Annotated in this window: 16 protein-coding genes; 10 read left to right on the top strand and 6 right to left on the bottom strand. The window is 64.6% G+C overall.

The window, feature by feature from the left end; genetic code table 11:
* Positions 1-24 precede the first annotated feature (24 nt).
* Entirely contained in the window at positions 25-981 is a 957-nt protein-coding gene (gene nrdF, locus ACFOMH_RS14730) for a class 1b ribonucleoside-diphosphate reductase subunit beta (RefSeq protein WP_374427834.1), read from the top strand.
* Here the strand turns inward: nrdF and ACFOMH_RS14725 are convergent.
* Complete coding sequence (locus ACFOMH_RS14725) at positions 978-1,943, bottom strand: bile acid:sodium symporter family protein (protein ID WP_374427837.1); 966 nt, start codon at positions 1,941-1,943, stop codon at positions 978-980. The two genes, nrdF and ACFOMH_RS14725, sit on opposite strands and share 4 nt — an antisense overlap.
* Before the next feature lie 138 nt (positions 1,944-2,081).
* On the opposite strand from ACFOMH_RS14725, the gene ACFOMH_RS14720 reads away from it, so the two are divergent.
* Together ACFOMH_RS14720 and ACFOMH_RS14715 are read left to right on the top strand one after the other, a co-directional pair.
* On the top strand, positions 2,082-3,314 hold the full coding sequence (locus ACFOMH_RS14720; RefSeq protein WP_377745388.1) for an aminotransferase-like domain-containing protein: 1,233 nt from the start codon (positions 2,082-2,084) through the stop codon (positions 3,312-3,314).
* 5 nt (positions 3,315-3,319) lie between these two features.
* Complete coding sequence (locus tag ACFOMH_RS14715) at positions 3,320-3,973, top strand: RraA family protein (RefSeq protein WP_374427841.1); 654 nt, start codon at positions 3,320-3,322, stop codon at positions 3,971-3,973.
* Positions 3,974-3,996: 23 nt separating this feature from the next.
* Here ACFOMH_RS14715 and ACFOMH_RS14710 read toward each other — a convergent pair whose 3' ends face one another.
* The gene (locus tag ACFOMH_RS14710) at positions 3,997-5,478 is read right to left on the bottom strand and encodes an inorganic phosphate transporter (protein WP_377745387.1); all 1,482 of its coding nucleotides are present in this window, start codon (positions 5,476-5,478) and stop codon (positions 3,997-3,999) included.
* Positions 5,479-5,632: 154 nt separating this feature from the next.
* Between ACFOMH_RS14710 and ACFOMH_RS14705 the strand changes: the two genes are divergently transcribed.
* Positions 5,633-6,301 (top strand): GntR family transcriptional regulator, encoded by a 669-nt coding sequence (locus ACFOMH_RS14705; protein ID WP_374427846.1) that lies wholly within the window; start codon positions 5,633-5,635, stop codon positions 6,299-6,301.
* A 284-nt stretch (positions 6,302-6,585) separates the two neighbouring features.
* A complete protein-coding gene (bioD, locus tag ACFOMH_RS14700) occupies positions 6,586-7,230 on the top strand; it encodes a dethiobiotin synthase (RefSeq protein WP_377745385.1) in 645 nt (214 codons plus the stop codon).
* A 6-nt stretch (positions 7,231-7,236) separates the two neighbouring features.
* Here bioD and ACFOMH_RS14695 read toward each other — a convergent pair whose 3' ends face one another.
* Both ACFOMH_RS14695 and ACFOMH_RS14690 read right to left on the bottom strand, forming a co-directional pair.
* Entirely contained in the window at positions 7,237-7,881 is a 645-nt protein-coding gene (locus ACFOMH_RS14695; RefSeq protein ID WP_374427851.1) for a response regulator transcription factor, read from the bottom strand.
* On the bottom strand, positions 7,869-9,893 hold the full coding sequence (locus ACFOMH_RS14690) for a sensor histidine kinase (protein ID WP_377745382.1): 2,025 nt from the start codon (positions 9,891-9,893) through the stop codon (positions 7,869-7,871). The genes ACFOMH_RS14695 and ACFOMH_RS14690 overlap by 13 nt, the downstream gene beginning before the upstream one ends.
* Positions 9,894-10,048: 155 nt before the next feature.
* Here ACFOMH_RS14690 and ACFOMH_RS14685 point away from each other — a divergent pair, with 155 nt between their 5' ends.
* The 3 genes from ACFOMH_RS14685 (at position 10,049) to ACFOMH_RS14675 (ending at position 13,087) form a co-directional block, all read left to right on the top strand.
* The gene (locus ACFOMH_RS14685) at positions 10,049-11,056 is read left to right on the top strand and encodes a TRAP transporter substrate-binding protein (protein WP_374427855.1); all 1,008 of its coding nucleotides are present in this window, start codon (positions 10,049-10,051) and stop codon (positions 11,054-11,056) included.
* A 76-nt stretch (positions 11,057-11,132) separates the two neighbouring features.
* Positions 11,133-11,765, top strand: a complete 633-nt coding sequence (locus ACFOMH_RS14680; RefSeq protein WP_374427858.1) for a TRAP transporter small permease — start codon at positions 11,133-11,135, stop codon at positions 11,763-11,765.
* Positions 11,762-13,087: a TRAP transporter large permease gene (locus ACFOMH_RS14675; protein WP_374427859.1), complete on the top strand. Its 1,326-nt coding sequence runs from the start codon at positions 11,762-11,764 to the stop codon at positions 13,085-13,087. Before ACFOMH_RS14680 ends, ACFOMH_RS14675 begins: the two co-directional genes overlap by 4 nt.
* Before the next feature lie 54 nt (positions 13,088-13,141).
* Here ACFOMH_RS14675 and ACFOMH_RS14670 read toward each other — a convergent pair whose 3' ends face one another.
* Positions 13,142-14,581 (bottom strand): short-chain fatty acyl-CoA regulator family protein, encoded by a 1,440-nt coding sequence (locus ACFOMH_RS14670; protein WP_377745379.1) that lies wholly within the window; start codon positions 14,579-14,581, stop codon positions 13,142-13,144.
* A 134-nt stretch (positions 14,582-14,715) separates the two neighbouring features.
* Here ACFOMH_RS14670 and aceB point away from each other — a divergent pair, with 134 nt between their 5' ends.
* Together aceB and ACFOMH_RS14660 are read left to right on the top strand one after the other, a co-directional pair.
* On the top strand, positions 14,716-16,338 hold the full coding sequence (gene aceB / locus ACFOMH_RS14665) for a malate synthase A (RefSeq protein ID WP_377745377.1): 1,623 nt from the start codon (positions 14,716-14,718) through the stop codon (positions 16,336-16,338).
* A 65-nt stretch (positions 16,339-16,403) separates the two neighbouring features.
* Positions 16,404-18,014, top strand: coding sequence for an isocitrate lyase (locus ACFOMH_RS14660; protein WP_377745374.1), 1,611 nt, complete (start codon positions 16,404-16,406; stop codon positions 18,012-18,014).
* A 126-nt stretch (positions 18,015-18,140) separates the two neighbouring features.
* Here the strand turns inward: ACFOMH_RS14660 and ACFOMH_RS14655 are convergent, their stop codons facing one another.
* Positions 18,141-19,403: a DUF2254 domain-containing protein gene (locus ACFOMH_RS14655; RefSeq protein WP_377745372.1), complete on the bottom strand. Its 1,263-nt coding sequence runs from the start codon at positions 19,401-19,403 to the stop codon at positions 18,141-18,143.
* Positions 19,404-19,457: the final 54 nt, after the last annotated feature.

Genomic DNA, 19,457 nt, shown 5'->3' with positions numbered 1-19,457 from the left:
GTTCTTCGGATGAAGGATCATGTGATGAAGACGCCGCTGCGCGCGATCAACTGGAACCGGCTGGAGGACGAGAAGGATCTGGAGGTCTGGAACCGCCTGACGGTGAATTTCTGGCTGCCCGAAAAGGTGCCGCTGTCCAATGACGTGCAAAGCTGGGCCACGCTGCGCCCCGAAGAGCGCGAGCTGACCATTCGTGTTTTCACCGGGCTGACGCTGTTGGATACGGTGCAGAATACCGTGGGGGCGCCCTCGATGATGCCGGATGCGCAGACGCCGCATGAAGAGGCGGTGCTGTCGAATATCAGCTTCATGGAGGCCGTGCATGCGCGCAGCTATTCCTCGATCTTTTCGACCTTGTGCCTGACCAAGGAGGTCGACGAGGCCTTTCGCTGGTCCGAGGAGAACCCGCATCTGCAAGCCAAGGCGCGACTGATCCTTGAGGAATATAAGGCCGGATCGGATCCGTTGAAGCGCAAGATCGCCTCGGTGTTTCTGGAAAGCTTTCTGTTCTATTCGGGCTTTTATCTGCCGATGTACTGGTCGAGCCGTGCAAAGCTGACCAATACCGCCGATCTGATCCGTCTGATCATCCGCGACGAGGCGGTGCATGGCTATTATATCGGTTATAAATACCAGCGCGCGCTGGAAAAGCTGCCCGAGGCGCGGCGGACCGAGCTGAAGGATTTTGCCTTCGCGCTGATCTTTGATCTTTACGACATCGAGCAGAAATACACCGCCGAGCTATATGACGGCATCGGGCTGACCGAGGATGTAAAGGCGTTTCTGCATTACAACGCCAACAAGGCGTTGCAGAATCTGGGTTATGAGGCGCTGTTCCCGCCCGCCGCCTGCGAGGTCAATCCGGCGATCATGGCGGCGCTGTCGCCCGACAGCGAAAACCACGACTTTTTCAGCGGCTCTGGGTCGTCCTATGTCATCGGCAAGGCGGTCGCGACCGAGGATGAGGACTGGGACTTCTAGGCGGTGGTCCGCGCCATCCGCTGAGCGATGGCCGAACAGACCAGCAATTGGGTCATGTGATAGATCATCAGGGGCAGCACCGTCGCCCCCACCATCGCCGCCGGAAAGATCGCGGTGGCGATGGGCAGCCCGCTGGCCAGGCTTTTGGTCGAGCCGCAAAAGAACAGCACCGCCTGATCGGGGCGCGGCAGCTGCGTCAGCCGGCCGGCCGCCACCATGATCCCCATGGCCAGCGCCAGCAGCAGGGCGACCACGCCGAAACAGAGCACCAGCCCCGAGGCCGGGATCGCCCGCCAGATCCCCGCCACCGTCCCCGCGCCAAAGGCCGAATAGACGATCAGGAGGATCGAGCCGCGATCCACCACCATGGTCAGCAGCTTGTGGCGATTGACAAAGCCCCCGATCCAGCGCCGCAGCAATTGCCCGACCAGAAACGGCAGCAGGATCTGCAATGCGATCTTTTCCACCGCCTCAAGGCTGACGCCGACGCCGTCCTGATGCAGAAGCCGCGTCACCAGAAACGGCGTCAGCACCACCCCCACCAGATTGGAGAGCGAGGCCGCGCAGATCGCCGCCGGCACATTGCCGCCCGCAATCGAGGTGAACGCGATCGAGCTTTGCACGGTCGAGGGCAGGACGCATAGAAACAGCAGCCCCAGCGTCAGCTGCGGCCCCAGCACGCCGCCAAACACCGCCGCAAGCCCCAGCCCCAGCACCGGAAACAGCGCATAAGTCGCGCCAAAGGTCAGCCCTTGCAGCCGCCAGTTCAAGAGGCCCGCCCGGACCGAGGACGGATCCAGCTTGGCCCCATAGAGGAAAAACAACAGCGTCACCGCCCAGAAGGTCACGCCGCGCAACCCCTCGGCGGCGACGCCGCGCGCGGGCAGGATCAGCCCCAGGATCACCATGCCGATCAGCATCAGCATATATGCATCGATGCCGATCCGTTTCAGCGCCTTCATCGCCTGTCCCCTTTGCGAATCGCGGTCTTGTCATACAGATCGGCGCCGGGCACAAGCAGGGCCGCGTCCGCCCGGCCGATCATGGCCGGGACAGCCGGGCGATATGCGGATATTCTGAATGGCAAGAAGGAGCCCGCCATGACCAGCCAGCCCCAGCCTGTCGACACAGCGCCGGCGCGCCGCCCGCTTTTTGCCGATTGGCTGGCGCATAGCAATGACGTCACGTCGGTGTTTCTGGCGGCGGGGCAGAACCCCGATCTGGTCAATCTGGCCGGCGGCCTGCCCGAGCCGGCGCTATGGCCGGTCGAGGAACTGGCCGAGCTGGCGGCCGAGGCGGTGCGCAACCATCCGACCGAGACGCTGGCCTATGGCCCGATCCCCGGCCTGCCGGCGCTGCGCGACCTGATCGCGCAGCGGTTTTCGGCCCCCGGGCTTGAGCTGTCGCGCGACAACGTCCTGATCACCACCGCCGGCATGCAGGCGCTGGAACTGGTGGGCAAGGTGCTGTTGGAGCCGGGCGCGACGATTGCTGCGCAAAGCCCGGCCTATCTGGGCGCGCTGGATGCCTGGATGCCGCGCGCGCCGCGTTACCGTCCGATGCGGATCGGCGCCGACGGGTTCGACCCGCATCGGGCGCTGGCGGGGGCGCAATTCGCCTATACGGTGCCGAATTTCTCGAACCCTTCGGGGCGGCTGGTGACGCTGGCGGAACGCCATGCGCTGGTCGAGGCCGCGCATGACACCGGCACATGGCTGGTCGAGGACGATCCTTACGGCGTGCTTTATTACGACGGCAACCCCCTGCCCCGCATGCTGACGCTGTCGGCGGCGCGCGCGCCGGGCCGCTATGACGGGCCGGTGGTCTATATGGGATCGCTGTCCAAGGAGCTGACGCCGGGGCTGCGGCTGGGCTGGGTCATCGCCGCGCCCGAGATGATCGCCGCGCTCGCCACAGCCAAACAAGGCAGCGACATGTGCAGCAGCGGCCTGTCGCAGATGCTGGCGCTTGGCGCGTTCCGGCGCCGCATTCCCGAACGCATCCTGCCGCAGATGCTGGCCACCTATCGCGAACGGCGCGACGCGCTGTGCGATGCGCTGCAAACCCATCTGGCCGGGCATCTGGACTGGCAACGGCCGGCGGGGGGGATGTTCGTCTGGGCGCGGGCGCGCGATCCGCGGCTGGACAGCGACCGGCTGTTGCATCGCGCGCTGGCGCAAGGGGTCTGTATCTCGCCCAGCAGCGTCTTTGACCCCGAGGGGCTGGATCGCGGCGCCATGCGGCTGAATTTCACGCTGAACCCGCCCGACCGGCTGGAAGAGGGGGTCCGCCGCCTTGCCGCCGCCATCCACGCCACGCTTGAGGAAGGATAACCGAGATGAGCCTGACCCTGCATCCCCACGACCCCGCCCCGATCGAGGCCGGGCTTCTGGACCGCTGGCGCCGGATTCCGGTGGCGGTGGCGGTCGATCTGACGCCGTCGCACCAGATCGACCCGGGCGTGCGGGCGCTGTTGCCACCGGGGCGGCAGCCGGCGCTGTTCGGGCGCGCATTGACGGTGCGCTGTGCGCCGCCCGATTTCGGGCCCGTCCTGCATGCGGTGGGCATGATCCGGGCGGGCGAGGTGTTGATGATCGACGCGGGCGGGGTGTGCAGCCATGCCATGATCGGCGATATTCTGGGCGGGCATCTGCACCGGCAGGGCGCGGCCGGGCTGGTCTGTGATGGCGCGGTACGCGATGTGGCCGGGCTGGGGGCGATGAGCGGGCTTGCGGTCTATGCCCGCGCCGTCAACCCGTTGGGCCCGACCGCCGCCCGGACGGGTACGGTGAACGGCCCCGTCACCATCGGCGGCTGCAAGGTCGCGCCCGGCGACCTGATCATCGGCGACGATGACGGTCTGGTGGCGCTGCCGCCCGCGCTTTTGCCGGCGCTGATCGAACAGGCCGAGGCCAAGCTGCGGCTGGAGGCCGAATGGACCGCGCGGCTGAGCGCCGGCGAGGCCGTCGCCGATATCTTCAAGCTGGGCTAGCTCAAGGCCGGGCCGGGGTCGGCCTAGCCGACCACCAGCCGCACCCCCAGAAAGATCACCGCCGACAGCGCCGCCGCGGCGGGCACGGTCACGACCCAGGCGGTGGCGATGGTCATCACATGCGCGCGGCGCACCAGCTTGCGGCGGCGACGCTCATCGGGCGGCAAAAGCGGACGGTCGGCCTCGGCCTGCGCCAGGCGCAGGCGGCGTTCGGCATCCCATTCGCGGAAAAAGCCGACGCCAAAGATCGCGCCCACCGCGATATGGGTCGAGCTGACCGGAAGGCCAAGCCAGCTGGCCACGATCACCGTCAGCGCCGCCGCAAGCGCCACGCAATAGGCGCGCATCGGGTTCAGCTTGGTGATCTGGCTGCCGACCATGCGGATCAGCTTGGGGCCGAACAGGAACAGGCCGAAGCTGATGCCAAAGGCCCCGATCAGCATCACCCAAAGCGGGATATTGACGTCATGGGTGAAATCGCCGGTCTGGCTGGCCTGCACGATGGCCGCCAGCGGGCCGACCGCATTGGCGACGTCATTGGCGCCATGGGCGAAACTCAACAGCGCCGCCGACACGACCAGCGGAATCCCGAACAGCACTTTCAGCGACTTGTTGCGGTTATCCAGCCCCTGCGATTGCCGGCGAATGACCGGGATCATCGCAAGCCAGGTCACGACCCCGATGACCAGACCCAGCACAACCGCCGTCCCCATCGAGATCTTGACCAGATTCTTGAGCCCCTTGAGCGCCAGATAGGCGGCAAAGGCCCCGGCCATGATGCCGACCAGCACCGGCACCCATTTGCGCGCCGCCGCGATCTTGTCGTCCTGATAGATGATGCGGGCCTTGATGAACCACAAAAATCCCGCCGCGCAGAATCCCCCCAACAGGGGCGAGATCACCCAGCTTGCGGCGATGGCGCCCATCATGCCCCAGTTGACGGCGCCGAAACCGGCGGCCGCGATCCCCGCGCCCATGACACCGCCCACGACCGAATGCGTGGTCGAGACCGGCGCCCCGATCCAGGTCGCCAGATTGACCCACAGCGCCGAGGCCAGCAAAGCCGCCATCATCGCCTGAATGAAGACATCGGCATTGCCGATCCGGTCGGGCGCGATGATCCCCTTTGAGATGGTCGAAACCACATCGCCGCCCGCCACCAGCGCGCCCACGCTTTCAAAGATGGCCGCGATGACAATCGCACCCCCCATGGTCAGCGCGTTCGCCCCCACCGCCGGGCCCATATTGTTGGCAACGTCATTGGCGCCGATATTCAGCGCCATATAGGCGCCAAAGGCCGCCGCGATCATGATGATCAGCGTATTGCCGCTTTGGCCCAGCGACATCGCGGCCACCAGCCCGGCCAGCATGATGAACACAAAGGCGATGCCCGGTCCGACAAGCGGCCGCGAGACATAGCTTGCCGCATTCTCAAGATACGAAAACCGTCCGAGATCGCGGTCCAGCGTCTCAAGATGGCGGGTTTCAAGGTCGTTTTGCGCCATGTTTCCCTCATTGCGGCCGCGCGGCGTGGGTAGGCGGCTTTGGCGCACAAATCAACCGCTGCTTAACCAAAGCGTCATATATTATTTGCAATCCGCGGCCATTCGGACGCGGCGGCGCATCGACAATAATTTTGCACCGGATTATCTATAATACATGAGCACAAGCCCCGCCGAAACTGTCGCCGCACGCATCAGCCGCATTCTCGCCGAACGCATCGTCGCCGGCCAGCTGGCCCCCGGCACGCGCCTGCGCCAGGATCATATCGCCGGGGAATTCGGCGCAAGCCATGTGCCCGTGCGCGAAGCCTTTCGCCGGCTCGAGGCCCAGGGCCTTGCCGTAAGCGAGCCGCGCAAGGGTGTGCGCGTGGCCGGATTCGACCTGTCCGAGGTCAAAGAGGTCGCCGCCATGCGCGCCGCGCTCGAAGAGCTGGCCCTGCGCCATGCCGCGCCGCATATGACCCCCGCCATCCTTGCCGCCGCCGAAGAGGCGACAAAGGCCGGCGACAATTCCCGCGACGTCCATGAATGGGAGGCGGCGAACAGCCGCTTTCACCGGCTGATTCTGGAACCCTGCGCGATGCCGCGTCTTTTGGCCACCATCGACGACCTGCATGCCGCCAGCGCCCGTTTCCTGTTCGTCGCCTGGCAATCCACATGGGAGGCGCGGACCGATCACGATCACCGCGCCATTCTGGCGGCGCTGCGCAAGGGCGATACCGAAACCGCCTGCGCCACGCTGGCGCGGCATGTGCAATGGATCGGGCGGCGCTCGGTCTCGGTTCCGGGGCAGTCCCAGCGCGAGGCGTTCAGCATCATCGGCTGAATTATCTATAACCCACCGGACAGGCCGCGCCGCACCGGGCATCCGCCACGGATGCACATCCGCGAAAGGCCCGCCGTGATCGCGGAATCCGGTCGGTGGGGCGCCGGCGATGAGCACCCAAACTATTGCAAATTCTATCTTTTTGTCGTCCGGCCGTTAACGACTGCATATTCGGAACATGATAGGAATGGCGCAGCTTATGGCCCGGCGGGCACGCGGCTGGCGCGGGGATCCGCGACAGGGCCGCCCCGGCCGATATGTTGGCCACAAAATAGGGCGCATATATGACACATGCCATTGTCAAGCGTGCCGTCGTCGTCACCGGGACCGATACCGGGGTCGGCAAGACGGTCTTTGCCGCCGGCCTGGCCCGCGCGCTGGACGGATGCTACTGGAAACCCGTGCAGGCGGGGATTCAGGGCGGCACCGACAGCCAGGCCATCGCGCGGCTGTCCGGCCTGCCGACGGAACGCATTCTGGCGGAAAAATGGGTGCTGCGCCGGCCGCTTTCGCCCCATCACGCCGCCGCGCTGGAGGGGGTCGAAATCAATGCCGAAACGCTGAACCCGCCAGTGGTGCCCCGTCCCCTTGTGATCGAGGGTGCAGGCGGGGTCATGGTGCCGCTGAACCGGCGGCGAACCTATCTGGACCTGTTCGCGCGTTGGCATCTGCCGGTGATCCTGTGCGCGCGCACGGGGCTTGGCACGATCAACCACACGCTTCTGTCGCTGGCCGCGCTGCGCGACCGGGGGGTGCCGGTGCTGGGGGTCGCGCTGATCGGGGATGAGGCCGCCGAAACCCAAAGCATCATCGCCGAAATGGGCCGGGTGCGCATTCTGGGCCGCCTGCCCCGGCTTGAACGGCTGAATTCCGTCACCCTGCCCGCCGCGTTTCATCAGGGCTTTCCGATGGATGGCTTTCGCTTTTAGGTCGGGTCAATCCGCAGCGGGCGGCGCGCCTTCATCCGCGGCCAGCATCGCCGCCAGTTCGACCGCGTTCCTGACCCCCATCTTGGACAGCACCCGACCGCGATGCACCTCGACCGTGCGGATCGAAATGGCCATCGCCGCCGCGATCTGTTTGTTCATCGCACCGGTCAACATCAGGGCCATCACCTCATCCTCGCGCGCCGACAGGGTGGCGCGGCGCGCGGCCAGATCGCGCCGGCTGGCGGCCTCGGCCTCGGCGGCGTGATGGGTCTGGATCGCCGACAGCGCCAGATCGACGATCTGGTTGTCGTTGAAGGGTTTTTCCAGAAAGTCATAGGCCCCGGCCTTGAGCGCCTGGACCGCGACCGGCACATCGGCGTGACCGGTCAGAAAGATCACCGGCGCGGTATTGCCAAGCGCGCGCAGGCGCTGGAACGTTTCGGGACCGGACAGGTCCGGCATGCGCACATCCAGAATGATGCAGGCGCAATCGGCCAGCGGCTGCGCCGCCAGAAACGCCGCCCCCGAAGGCCAGCCCCGCGAATCCACCCCGCGCGAGGTGAACAGGAAACACAGCGCGTCACGGATCGCCTCTTCGTCATCGACGATATGGATCATGCCGCCCGCGATATTGCCCTCTATGCCGCCCATGTCCGCCCCTTTTCGTCGCTGTCATCCAGCGGCAGCTGGATACGGAACACCGTGCCGCCCCCCGGACGCGGCGCATGGGTCAGATGGCCGCCATGCAATTCGACCAGCGAGCGACAGATTTTCAACCCCATGCCCATGCCCTGCGGCTTGGTGGTGGCGAATGCATCAAAGAGCCGCCCGTCAAGTTCCGGCGCGATGCCCGCGCCACTATCGGCCACCACGATCACCGCATGGCCGTCGGCGGCGCTCAGCCGCACCTCAAGCCGGTCGCCGCTGCGGCTTTCGGCCATCGCCTCCATGCCATTGCGGATCAGGTTGATCAGCACCTGTTCCAACAGGATGCGGTCGGCCTGAACCGGGGGCACGCGGGTCGTGCGCACGATCAGCCGCACCCGATGTTCACGGGCATCGGCCTGAAGGAAATCGACGGTCTCGGCGATCACCTCATCCAGCGCGGTCGGCGAAAAGCGCGGCTCGCGCTTTTTCACCAGATCCTGAATGCGGCGGATGATCTGGCCCGCGCGCCCGGCCTGACGCGCCAGTTTCTGGTTCGCCGCCCCCAACAGCGCCGGATCGGGATTGCCGCGTTCGATCAGGTTCTGCATCCCCGCCGCGTATGAGGCGATGGCCGCAAGCGGCTGGTTCAGCTCATGCGCAAGGGTCGAGGCCATTTCGCCCAGCGTCACCAGCCGGCCGGTCCGCGCCATGGTTTCATCCTGCGCCCGCGCCAGCCGGGCGGCGCGTTTCTGTTCGGTGATGTCGATCACCGACCCCATCCAGCCGCGATGCGTGCCGGTCGCGTCGATCAGCGGCGCGTCATAGACCTGAACGTCGATTTCACGCCCGTCGCGGTGGCGAAACCGGGTTTCAAAGCTGCGCACGGTCGGCCCGCTTTCCGCCAGCGCGCGGTGGCGGGCCTCGGTTTCATCCAGCCGGGCGGGATCCCAATAGGGCATGGGCGGCATCTTTCCGACCAGCTCGGCCGCGCCCCAGCCGACCAGATTGCAAAAGGCGGAATTGACGTAAAGGATGCGGCCCGAATGATCGCGCGCGCGCAGACCCACGGTCAGGCTTTCCTCCATCGCGCGGCGAAAGGCGGTCTCGCTGAGCAGCCGCAGCTCGGCCATGCGCCGCCGCCGGGCGCTGCGAAACAGGATCAGCAGCGACAGGATCCCGAACACCGCCAGCCCCGCGATCACCGCCAAAAGCAGGTTCGACCGGAACGAGGTCCGCGCCTGATAGGATTTGATCTGCACCGCCACCCCGCGCAGCGGCGGATCGAAGCTGATGGCATGGGACGGGCTGCCGGCGGCGGGTTCAAGCCGCTGGCGGGCGGCGATCTCATGGCCGCCGCTTTCCAGAATGCGGACGCCATATTGCTCGGCGATCCACCAGGGCAAATGCCGGTTCAAAAGCAGCGGCAAGGACAGCGAAGCGGTGACGAAACCGCGCCCGCCCGGCAACATCAACCCCATGGCCACGGTCCCGTCCGGGCCGATATCGCCGTAACTGGGCCGAGCCGTGCGCGCCCCGCTTTGCGCCAGCCGCGCCACCAGCACGTCGTCGCCCGGCGCATCGGCCACCGGCACCGCGCGGGCACGGCGCCCCTCAGCATCGTACCAGACCACCGACAGAAATTCCGGGCTGGCGGCGATATGGGCGCGGGCGCGGGCATCGATCACCGATTCGGGAATGCCGCTTGCCGTGTCCAGCGACATCCGCACCAGCATGTCCTCATCGACCGACATCTGAAAGCGCAGCGTCTGTTCGACCCAAAGCGCATCGGTCGCAAGCTTGGTCCGGGCCTGTTCGCTTTCGCTGCGATTGGCGATCCAGATCACCAGCGCCACCAGCACCACCAGCGCCAGAATGGAAAACAGCGGCACCAGCGACAACAGATCCAGCCCGCCACGCCGCGGCAGGCCGGTCGCATCGGCCAGCCAGGGTTCGCCCCCGGGCCCCGCCCTGTCGGGCCGGGCGATCCTTTGACCCGGCTTGCCGCCTTTTCTCACCTGCTTTTCCCTTTGTGCACCGTTGCCTGTCCGCGCAACCGGTCGATGGGGCTATTGCGGACATCCACAATAGCCACGCTCACGGATCGGTGACAAGAAACGATGGACCGCCTGGAGGGGCGGGCAGAAAATACATAATTATGGGAGAGGAAGCCATGCTGACCCGTCGCACATTCGCATCCATGGCCGGTGCCGCCATCATCGCCATCACCAGCGCGTTGCCCGCATTGGCACAGGACGTCATCACCATCAAGTTCAGCCACGTCGTCGCCCCCGATACCCCAAAGGGCAAGGGCGCCGCAAAGTTCAAGGAACTGGCCGAGCAATATACCGAGGGCAAGGTCAAGGTCGAGATCTATCCCAACAGCCAGCTCTACAAGGACAAGGAAGAGCTTGAGGCGCTGCAACTGGGCGCCGTGCAGATGCTGGCGCCGTCGCTGGCCAAATTCGGCCCGCTGGGCGTGCAGCAGTTCGAGCTGTTCGACCTGCCGATGCTGTTCAAGGACCGGACCGAGCTGCGCAAGGTCACCGAGGGCGAGCTGGGCAAAAAGCTGTTGGGCATGTTGCAGGAAAAGGGCATCACCGGCCTTGCCTATTGGGATAACGGCTTCAAGATCATGTCGGCCAACAGCCCGGTCGTGCATCCCGACGATTTCCTGGGCCTGAAAATGCGCATCCAGTCCTCAAAGATCCTTGAGGCGCAGATGGAGGCGCTTGGCGCCGTGCCGCAGGTCATGGCCTTCTCCGAGGTGTATCAGGCGCTGCAAACCGGCGTCGTCGACGGCACCGAAAACCCGCCCTCGAACATGTATACCCAAAAGATGAACGAGGTGCAGAAGCACGCGACCATCTCGCGCCACGGCTATCTGGGCTATGCGGTGATCGTGAACAAGCAGTTCTGGGACGGCCTGCCCGACGACGTGCGCGCCAATCTGGAAAAGGCGATGGCCGAGTCGACCGAATATGCCAACGGCATCGCCGAGGAAGAAAACGACAAGTCGCTTCAGGCGATGAAGGATGCCGGCACGACCGAATTCCACGAAATGACCGAAGAAGAGCGCGCCGAATGGCTGGAAGTCCTCAAGCCCGTGCATGAGGAAATGGCGGATCGCATCGGCGCCGATCTGATCCAGGAAGCCTATCAGGCGATCGGAACCAACTGATCCCGGGGCAGGTCACATCGAGGGACGCGGTCGCCGCGTCCCTCATCCCCCCCTTTCCCCATTTTCGAGGTTTGCCATGCTGTTGCGCATCCTCGACCGCTTCGAAGAAATCCTGATCTCATTGCTCATGGCCGCGGCCGTGACCCTGATCTTCGTTGCGGTCGTTCACCGCTTTTCTCTGGGCGCTGCCGCCGATCTTGTCGGATACGGCCGCAGCCATGACATCGCCTGGCTGCAATCGGGCGCGCGTTCGCTGTTCAAGGCGATCAATTCGATCAAGCTGACCTGGGCGCAAGAGGTCTGTATCTATCTGTTCGTCTGGATGGCCAAGTTCGGCGCCGCTTACGGCGTGCGCATCGGCATCCATGTCGGCGTCGATGTGCTGGTCGAACGTCTCAAGGATCCGGCCAAGCGCATCGTCACCGCCATCGCCATGTCGGGCGGCATCATATTCACCGCCATTCTGGTCTGGATCGGCACCGATTTCGTCTATCACGTCTGGCTGGGCGGACAGACCTCGCCCGACCTCGAAATCAAGATGTGGATCGTCTATCTGGCCGTGCCTTTGGGTTCGGCGCTGATGTGCTTTCGCTTTATCCAGGCGCTCTATTGGTACCTGACCACCGGCTATATCGCCCATCATGACCTCAGTTCCGTCGAGGGTGTCGAGGAAGAGGCAGAAGACCTGTCCAAGGGGGCCCACGGATGACCGCGCTTATCATCTTTCTGATCCTGGCGGTGCTGTTGCTGACCGGGATGCCGGTGTCCATCGCGCTGGGTCTGACGGTGTTCACCTTTCTGTTCGGGTTCACCGAAATCCCGATGGACAGCATCGCGCTCAAGCTGTTCACCGGCATCGAGAAATTCGAGATCATGGCGATCCCGTTCTTTATCCTTGCCGGCAACTTTCTGACCCATGGCGGCGTGGCGCGACGGATGATCCGCTTCGCGACGGCGATGGTGGGGCATTGGTATGGCGGCATGGGCATGGCCGCGGTCATGGCCTGTGCGCTGTTCGCCGCGATCTCGGGCAGCTCGCCCGCGACCGTGATGGCGGTGGGCTCGATCCTGATCCCGGCCATGGTCAAACAGGGCTATCCGCCGCAATTCGGCGTGGGCTCCATCGCCACGGCCGGCGGCCTTGGCATCCTGATCCCGCCCTCGATCGTGATGGTGATGTATTCGGTCGCGACCTCGGGCATGGTGGTGACCGGCCCCGATGGCGAGCCGGTGCTGTCGGCATCCATCGGCACCATGTTCATGGCGGGCGTGATCCCCGGCCTGATGCTGGCGACCATGCTGGGCGCCACCACCTATTGGCGCGCGCGCAAGAACAACTATCCGCGCATGGAACGTGCCGGATGGGCCGAACGCTGGACGGCGTTCCGGGAATCGATCTGGGGCCTGATGCTGATCGTCATCATCATGGGCGGCATCTATGGCGGCATCTTCACGCCCACCGAGGCCGCCGCCGTCAGCGCCGTCTATGCCTTTGTCATCGCCGTCTGGGTCTATAAGGACATCAAGCTGCGCGATGTGCCCAAGGTGCTGCTGTCATCCGCGGCCATGTCGGCGATGCTGCTTTACATCATCACCAACGCGGTCATGTTCGCCTTTATCCTGACCAGCGAACAGATCCCGCAGACGCTGTCGGACTGGATCGTGGGCCTTGGGCTGGGCAAGATCGGCTTCCTGCTGGTCGTGAACGTGATGCTGCTGTTCATCGGCATGGTGATGGAGCCGTCGGCCATCGTGCTGATCATGGCGCCGATCCTGTATCCGGTCGCGGTCAAGCTGGGCGTCGATCCGGTGCATTTCGGGATCATGATGGTGGTGAACATGGAAATCGGGCTATGTACGCCGCCCGTCGGGCTAAACCTCTATGTGGGTTCGGCGATATCCAAGCTGGGTCTGACCGATGTGACCAAGGCGGCGACGCCCTGGATCCTGACGGCGCTGACCTTCCTGATGCTGATCACCTATATCCCTGAAATCACGATGTTCCTGCCCAATCTGCTGGGTATGAAATAGCGATGCGAAAAGGGGCCGAAAGGCCCCTTTTTCATGCGGCGCCGGGGGCGGTCGCTATTCCTCTTCCTCAAAACTGAAAATCGCCAGGCTGCGTTCGCGCTCGTTCACCTTGAGCCGGCGGTTCATCGGCGCATGTGCCCGGGCCGAACAGTCCGGGCGTTCGCACAGATAACAGTTCAGCCCGATATCCACCGGACGGGTGCGGTTCAGGTCGATCCCGTCGGCATAGATCAGGCGCGGCGCATAAGACACGTCACAGCCCAGCCCGATGGCCAGCCGCTGCGCCGGTGCGCCATGCATGCCGCCCGCCCGCGTGGTGGTGCGCACGATGGAAAAATAGCTTGCGCCCTCGGGCATGCGGATGACCTGGGTCTGGACCCGTTCGGGCGTCTCGAACGCGGCGTGGATATTCCATAGCGGACATGTGCCGCCAAAGCGCGAAAACGGGAACCGCCCGGCCGAAAAGCGTTTCGAGATATTGCCGGCCTGATCGACGCGCACGAAATAGAACGGGATGCCCTTGGCATCGGGGCGTTGCAGCGTCGACATGCGATGCGCGGTCTGTTCGAAGCTGGCGCCGAAGCGGTGGCCCAACAGCTCGACATCGTAACGCGCCGATTCGCAGGCGGCCAGAAACCGGCCATAGGGCATCAGCACCGCCGCCCCGAAATAATTCGCCAGACTGACCCGCAGCAGCGACACCGCCGGCGGATCGCTCAGGCCCGAATCCTGCACCAGCTGGGCGATCGTCGCCTCTTGTTCCAGCCGCGCCAGAAGGACGCCAATCTGAAACCGGCGGCTGGCCTGACCCAAGAGTTCCGACAGCATCAGCTCTTTGCGGTGAAAATCGAACCGGCGCAGCTGGTCGCCCATCACCTCGGCCGGCAGGATGCGCACGATAATCCCGTGCGAGGCCAGGCGGTTCGACAGCGCGACATGGGGTTCATGGCGATGCAGCGCCAGTTCCTCGGCCAGCGCCTCGGCCGGGCGGTCCAGCGCGTCGACGTAATTGCGCTGTGCGTAAAACCAGTTGCGCACCAGATCGACGGGGCGGGAATTTTCGGCCAGCACCTCGGCCTTGTCGCGATCGGTCAGGGGGTTGTCATCGGCCTGTGGGCGCAGGATCGCCTCGCGATACTGTTCATGCAGGCGCACGAAGGCCGCCGCGATCCGGGGCGAAGCCTGCATCACCGCCTCGATCTCGGCGCGCGACAGGCTGCCGGCCCCCAGCGCCGGTTCCTTGAGCGCGGCGTGGAAATCCGCCGCCAGCTGCGCATCGGTCGAGGGCGCAAGTTCCGACACGTTCAGGTCATAGACTTCGGCCAGTTTCATCAGGAACCGGGCCGAGGCCGGGCGCTGGTCGGATTCGATCAACGTGACATAGCTCGCTGAAACCCCAAGCTCGGCCGCCATCTGTGCCTGGGTCAGGCCCAGCGATTGCCGCAGCACCCGAAGGCGTTGGCCGATGATCAGCTTTTCGTTGCGCGGTGTCATATTACAAACCTTACAATCCTGTCATGTGGCCGGTGACAATCCTTACCACAACACCCGATCATTACAGCCTGAGCCTATGCAAAGTCCATTACATTACTAACATGACATTATGAGCTGAATCACCGGAGGAACCCATGGCACTTGATCGCCCACCCCCCGCCCTGCCACCGATCGTCCTGCGCGCCGTTCCCGGCGCCGATCACGTCCTGACCCCCGAGGCGCTGGCCTTTATCGCCGATCTGCAAGGCCGGTTCGGCCTGCGGCTGCACGCGCTGATGGTTGCGCGTGGCCGGCGTCAGGAACGCATCGACCGCGGCGAATTGCCCGATTACCTGCCCCAGACCAAGGAAATCCGTCAGGGCATCTGGCGCGCCGCCGACATTCCCGACGCGCTTGAGGATCGCCGCGTCGAAATCACCGGCCCCGTCGACCGCAAGATGATGATCAACGCGCTGAATTCCGGCGCCAAGGTCTTTATGGCCGATTTCGAGGACGCGACCGCGCCCAGCTTTGCCAATCTGATCGCCGGGCAAAAGAACCTGATCGATTATCGCGACGGCACGCTGGATTATGACGACCCCAACAGCGGCAAATCCTATCGTGTCGGCGCCAATCCGGCCCTGTTGATCGTGCGCCCGCGCGGGCTGCACATGCAGGAATCCAACGTGCTGATCGGCGCACAGCCGGTTTCGGCGGCGCTTTTCGACTTTGGTCTGTCGCTGTTTCACAACGGCCGCGCGCTGGCCGCCACGGGCCGGGGTCCGTTCTATTACCTGCCCAAGATCGAGGCCCATGGCGAGGCGCGGTTCTGGAACGAGGTCTTTGTCTATGCCCAGGAACGCATGGGGCTTGCGCAAGGCACGATCAAGGCGACCGTGCTGATCGAAACCCTGCCCGCCGCGTTCGAGATGGACGAAATCGTCTGGGAACTGCGCGACCATATCGCCGGGCTGAACTGCGGCCGCTGGGATTATATCTTCAGCTATATCAAAACCTTGCGCAACCATGACGCCTATGTCCTGCCCGACCGTTCGCAGGTCGTGATGGAGGACGCCTTCCTTGCGACCTATGCCGCGCGCGTGGTCAAGGTCTGTCACCGCCGGGGCATCCACGCCATGGGCGGCATGTCGGCCGCGATCCCGGTCAAGGATGATCCGGCCGCCAATGAGGAAGCCTTTGCCAAGGTCCGCGCCGATAAAAAGCGCGAAGTCGGCATGGGGTTCGACGGCTGCTGGGTCGCGCATCCCGATCTGGTCCCGGTCGCGCAGGAAGTCTTTGACGCCGAAATGCCCGGCCCGAACCAGATCCGCAAACCGCGTCAGGAATGGCGCATCGTGCCCGCCATGCTGTTGAAACCGCATCAGGGTTCGGTCACCGAGGCCGGTCTGCGCACCAATGTCGAGGTGGCGATCGAATATCTGGCCAACTGGCTGCAAGGCCGCGGCGCGGTTCCCATCCACAACATGATGGAGGATGCCGCCACCGCCGAAATCAGCCGCGCGCAACTGTGGCAATGGCTGCGCCACGGCGCAACGGTCACCATGGATGACGGCAGCGAGCGGCTGTTCACGGCCGAATGGCTGGGCGAGCTGATCCAGAACGAGATCGTGGCGATCCTGACGCGGCTTGGCCCGAACGGTTTCCATCGCGGGCATTACGCATCCGCCGCGCGCATCGTCCAGGAGGCGGTCACCGCGCCGACCCTGCCCGATTTCATCACCACGCCGGCCCAGGACGTGCTGAACGCGCTGGACTGATCCTTATCCCATGCGGCGGGCCGCGCGCCCGCCCCCCATATATGAATGCGACGAAAGGAATTCCCATGGCCAACCGCAAAACCTATGCCCAGCACCGCGCCGAGGTCGAAAAGCGTTACCCCTCGGGGCAGGCGCCCGGCGGCGTCGGCATCGACGACATCGTTCAGCTGCGCATGCAGAACACCTATGACACGCATCTCGACATCGCCCGCGACATGGCGACGGTGATGCGCGCCGACATGGCCGCCTATGACGCCGATCCCAGCAAGTTCACCCAGTCGCTGGGCTGCTGGTCGGGCTTTCATGCCCAACAGATGATCAAGGCCGTCAAGCGCATGCGCGGCACCGCCAAGGGCACCTATGTGTACCTGTCGGGCTGGATGGTCGCCGGCCTGCGCAACCGCTGGGGCCACCTGCCCGACCAGTCGATGCATGAAAAGACCGCCGTCGCCGACCTGATCCACGAAATCTATGTCTCGCTGCGTCAGGCCGACGAGGTCGCGATCAACGACCTGTTCAAGGAACTGAAAGCCGCCAAGACCGACGCCGACCGCGCGAAGATCATCGAAAAGATCGACAATTTCGAAACCCATGTCGTGCCGATCATCGCCGATATCGATGCCGGTTTCGGCAACGAGCACGCGACCTATCTGTTGGCCAAGGAGTTGATCAAGGCCGGCGCCTGCGCTCTGCAAATCGAAAACCAGGTCTCGGACGCCAAGCAATGCGGCCATCAGGACGGCAAGGTCACCGTGCCGCGCGAAGACTTCATCGAAAAGCTGCGCGCCTGCCGCCTCGCGCTTGAGGAACTGGGCGTGGACGATGGCGTCATCGTCGCCCGCACCGACAGCCTTGGCGCCGGCCTGACCCAAAAGATCCCGGTCAGCCAGCGTCCCGGCGATCTTGCCTCGGGCTATATCAAATGGCTCAAGACCGAAGCGATCAGCGACGCCAACCCGATCCGTGACGGCGAAGTCGCGCTTTACCAGAACGGCCAGTTCGTCAAGCCGGCGCGCCTGCCCAACGGCCTGTTCCCGTTCAAGGAAAACACCGGCCGCGAGCGCGTGATCGAGGATTGCATCACCAACCTGACCGAAGGCGGCGCCGATATGGTCTGGATCGAAACCGACACCCCGAATGTCGACGAGATCGCCAGCATGGTGAACGAGGTCCGCAAGGTCGTCCCCAACGCCAAGCTGACCTATAACAACTCGCCCAGCTTCAACTGGACGCTGAACCTGCGCAAACAGGTCCGCGACCAGTGGATCGCCGAAGGCAAGATCGCGGCCTCGGATTACCCGGAAGGCAACGAGCTGATGAAGCCCGATTTTGACGATACCGATCTGGGCCGCGAGGCGGATGCCCGTCTGCAAAACTTCCAGACCGACATCTCGGCGCGGGCCGGTGTGTTCCACAACCTGATCACGCTGCCCACCTTCCACCTGACCGCCAAGTCGATGGACGAACTGTCGCGCGGCTATTTTGGCGAACAGAAGATGCTGGCCTATGTCAAAACCGTCCAGCGCGAGGAAATCCGGCGCGGCGTCGCGGCGGTCAAGCACCAGCACGAGGTCGGTTCGGATCTGGGCGACACGTTCAAGGAAATGGTCGGCGGCGAACGCGCGCTGAAAGCGGGCGGCCATGCCAACACCATGAACCAGTTCGCGGCCGAATAACGGGGTCGGGCCTCGGGCCACACCAGCCTTCGGTGGATCAGCTCATAACAGGTCCGAGGCCTGTCACGCCGCCCCCGGTCCCCCGGGGGCGGTGTTCCATTTGCATGGGCTGTCTGCTGCGCAGGATCAGGCCGGAACGCCGCCCGCGTAAAGCGCGTTCAGGCGGGCCTTGTCATCCTCGATCACCAGGGCATGCATGGCGCGGGCATGGGCCAGACGCAGCTGTCGATGGGCGGCCTGACGCGCCTCGTCGGGGCCGGTCCGGGTCAGCGCGATCAGCGCCTTCATCAGCCGAAGCATGACATCCACCTGTCCGGCGCCGTCGCGGCCGATCTGGTTGAAGGCGTCGTCATACATATCGGCAAAGGACAGCGGCGCCACGGTGACGCGCGGATATTCGGGGGCTGCGGCGCAGGCCTTGTCCCAGCCCCGCGCCCAAAAGCTCAGCAGCCGGGTCTGACGTCCGATCACGTCGATGGCGGTCCCGGGATCGTTGACGGCGGGCGACAGCGCCCGCAGCGCCACCTCGGACATGGTAACCAGACCGAAACGCGGATCCTGATCATAGGTGCGTTCCGCATCCAGCGCGATTTCGGCACGAATTTCGTCAACCAGCTCTTGCGGCAACGCAGCCGGCGCACCGGACCCCCGCAATTGCGCAAGCGGCGTGTCCTCATAGACAAAGCTGCCCGGCAGCACCAAAAGATCGATCTCGACCCCCTGCTTGCGGGCAATTCCGTCAAGCGCGGCGACATCGACATGCTGGATATAGCCGACCCGACCTGCCGGAACCGGCTGGCCCGGCGGTGGTGCATCCGGGCGCGGACGCCCGTCCATCGAGGGATGGTCGAGCCAGACGGTCATCGCCTCATGCGTGGCCTCTTCGATACGTTCCAGCGTGTCGCCGACACGGCCCAGCCGCGTCAGCTGGTCGATCCAGCGCAAAAGCGCCTGAACCACCAGCCCGATCACCGCCAGCGTCACCAGAAACAACAGCGCCCGCCCCTCGGGGCCATAGGCGCTGATGCGCAATGCGACCATGCCCACGATGCTGAACAGGAACGAGCCGACAAATGTCGCCAGCGCCGATTGCACCACCGCATCCTCGGCCAGAAGGGTCGTCGCGCGCGGCGTCCCGTTCGAGGTCGCCGACCCGTAAGCCGTCATCAGCGAGCCGATGGAAAAGGTCGTCACCGCCAGCATGCTGGAGGACAGCACCGACAGCAGGCTGTCGATCGCATCGACCGAAATATCCAGCGGCAACCCCATCGGCAAATAGCCCGCAAGCGAGGCCGCGCCCGCCGCCAGCACCCCAAGAACCGCATAAAGCACGACCCGGACCCAAAGCGTGCGCCCGATCCGCGACATCATCCAACGCAACCTCGACATGGTTCCCGCCCCGATATTGCCCATCCAATGCGGATTTGAACCACAGCCCCGGCC

Source organism: Paracoccus mangrovi, from assembly GCF_042648425.1.
GTDB lineage: Bacteria > Pseudomonadota > Alphaproteobacteria > Rhodobacterales > Rhodobacteraceae > Paracoccus > Paracoccus mangrovi.
The sequence above is the reverse complement of the archived record's forward strand: the minus strand, read 5'-3'. Positions and strand labels throughout refer to the sequence as shown.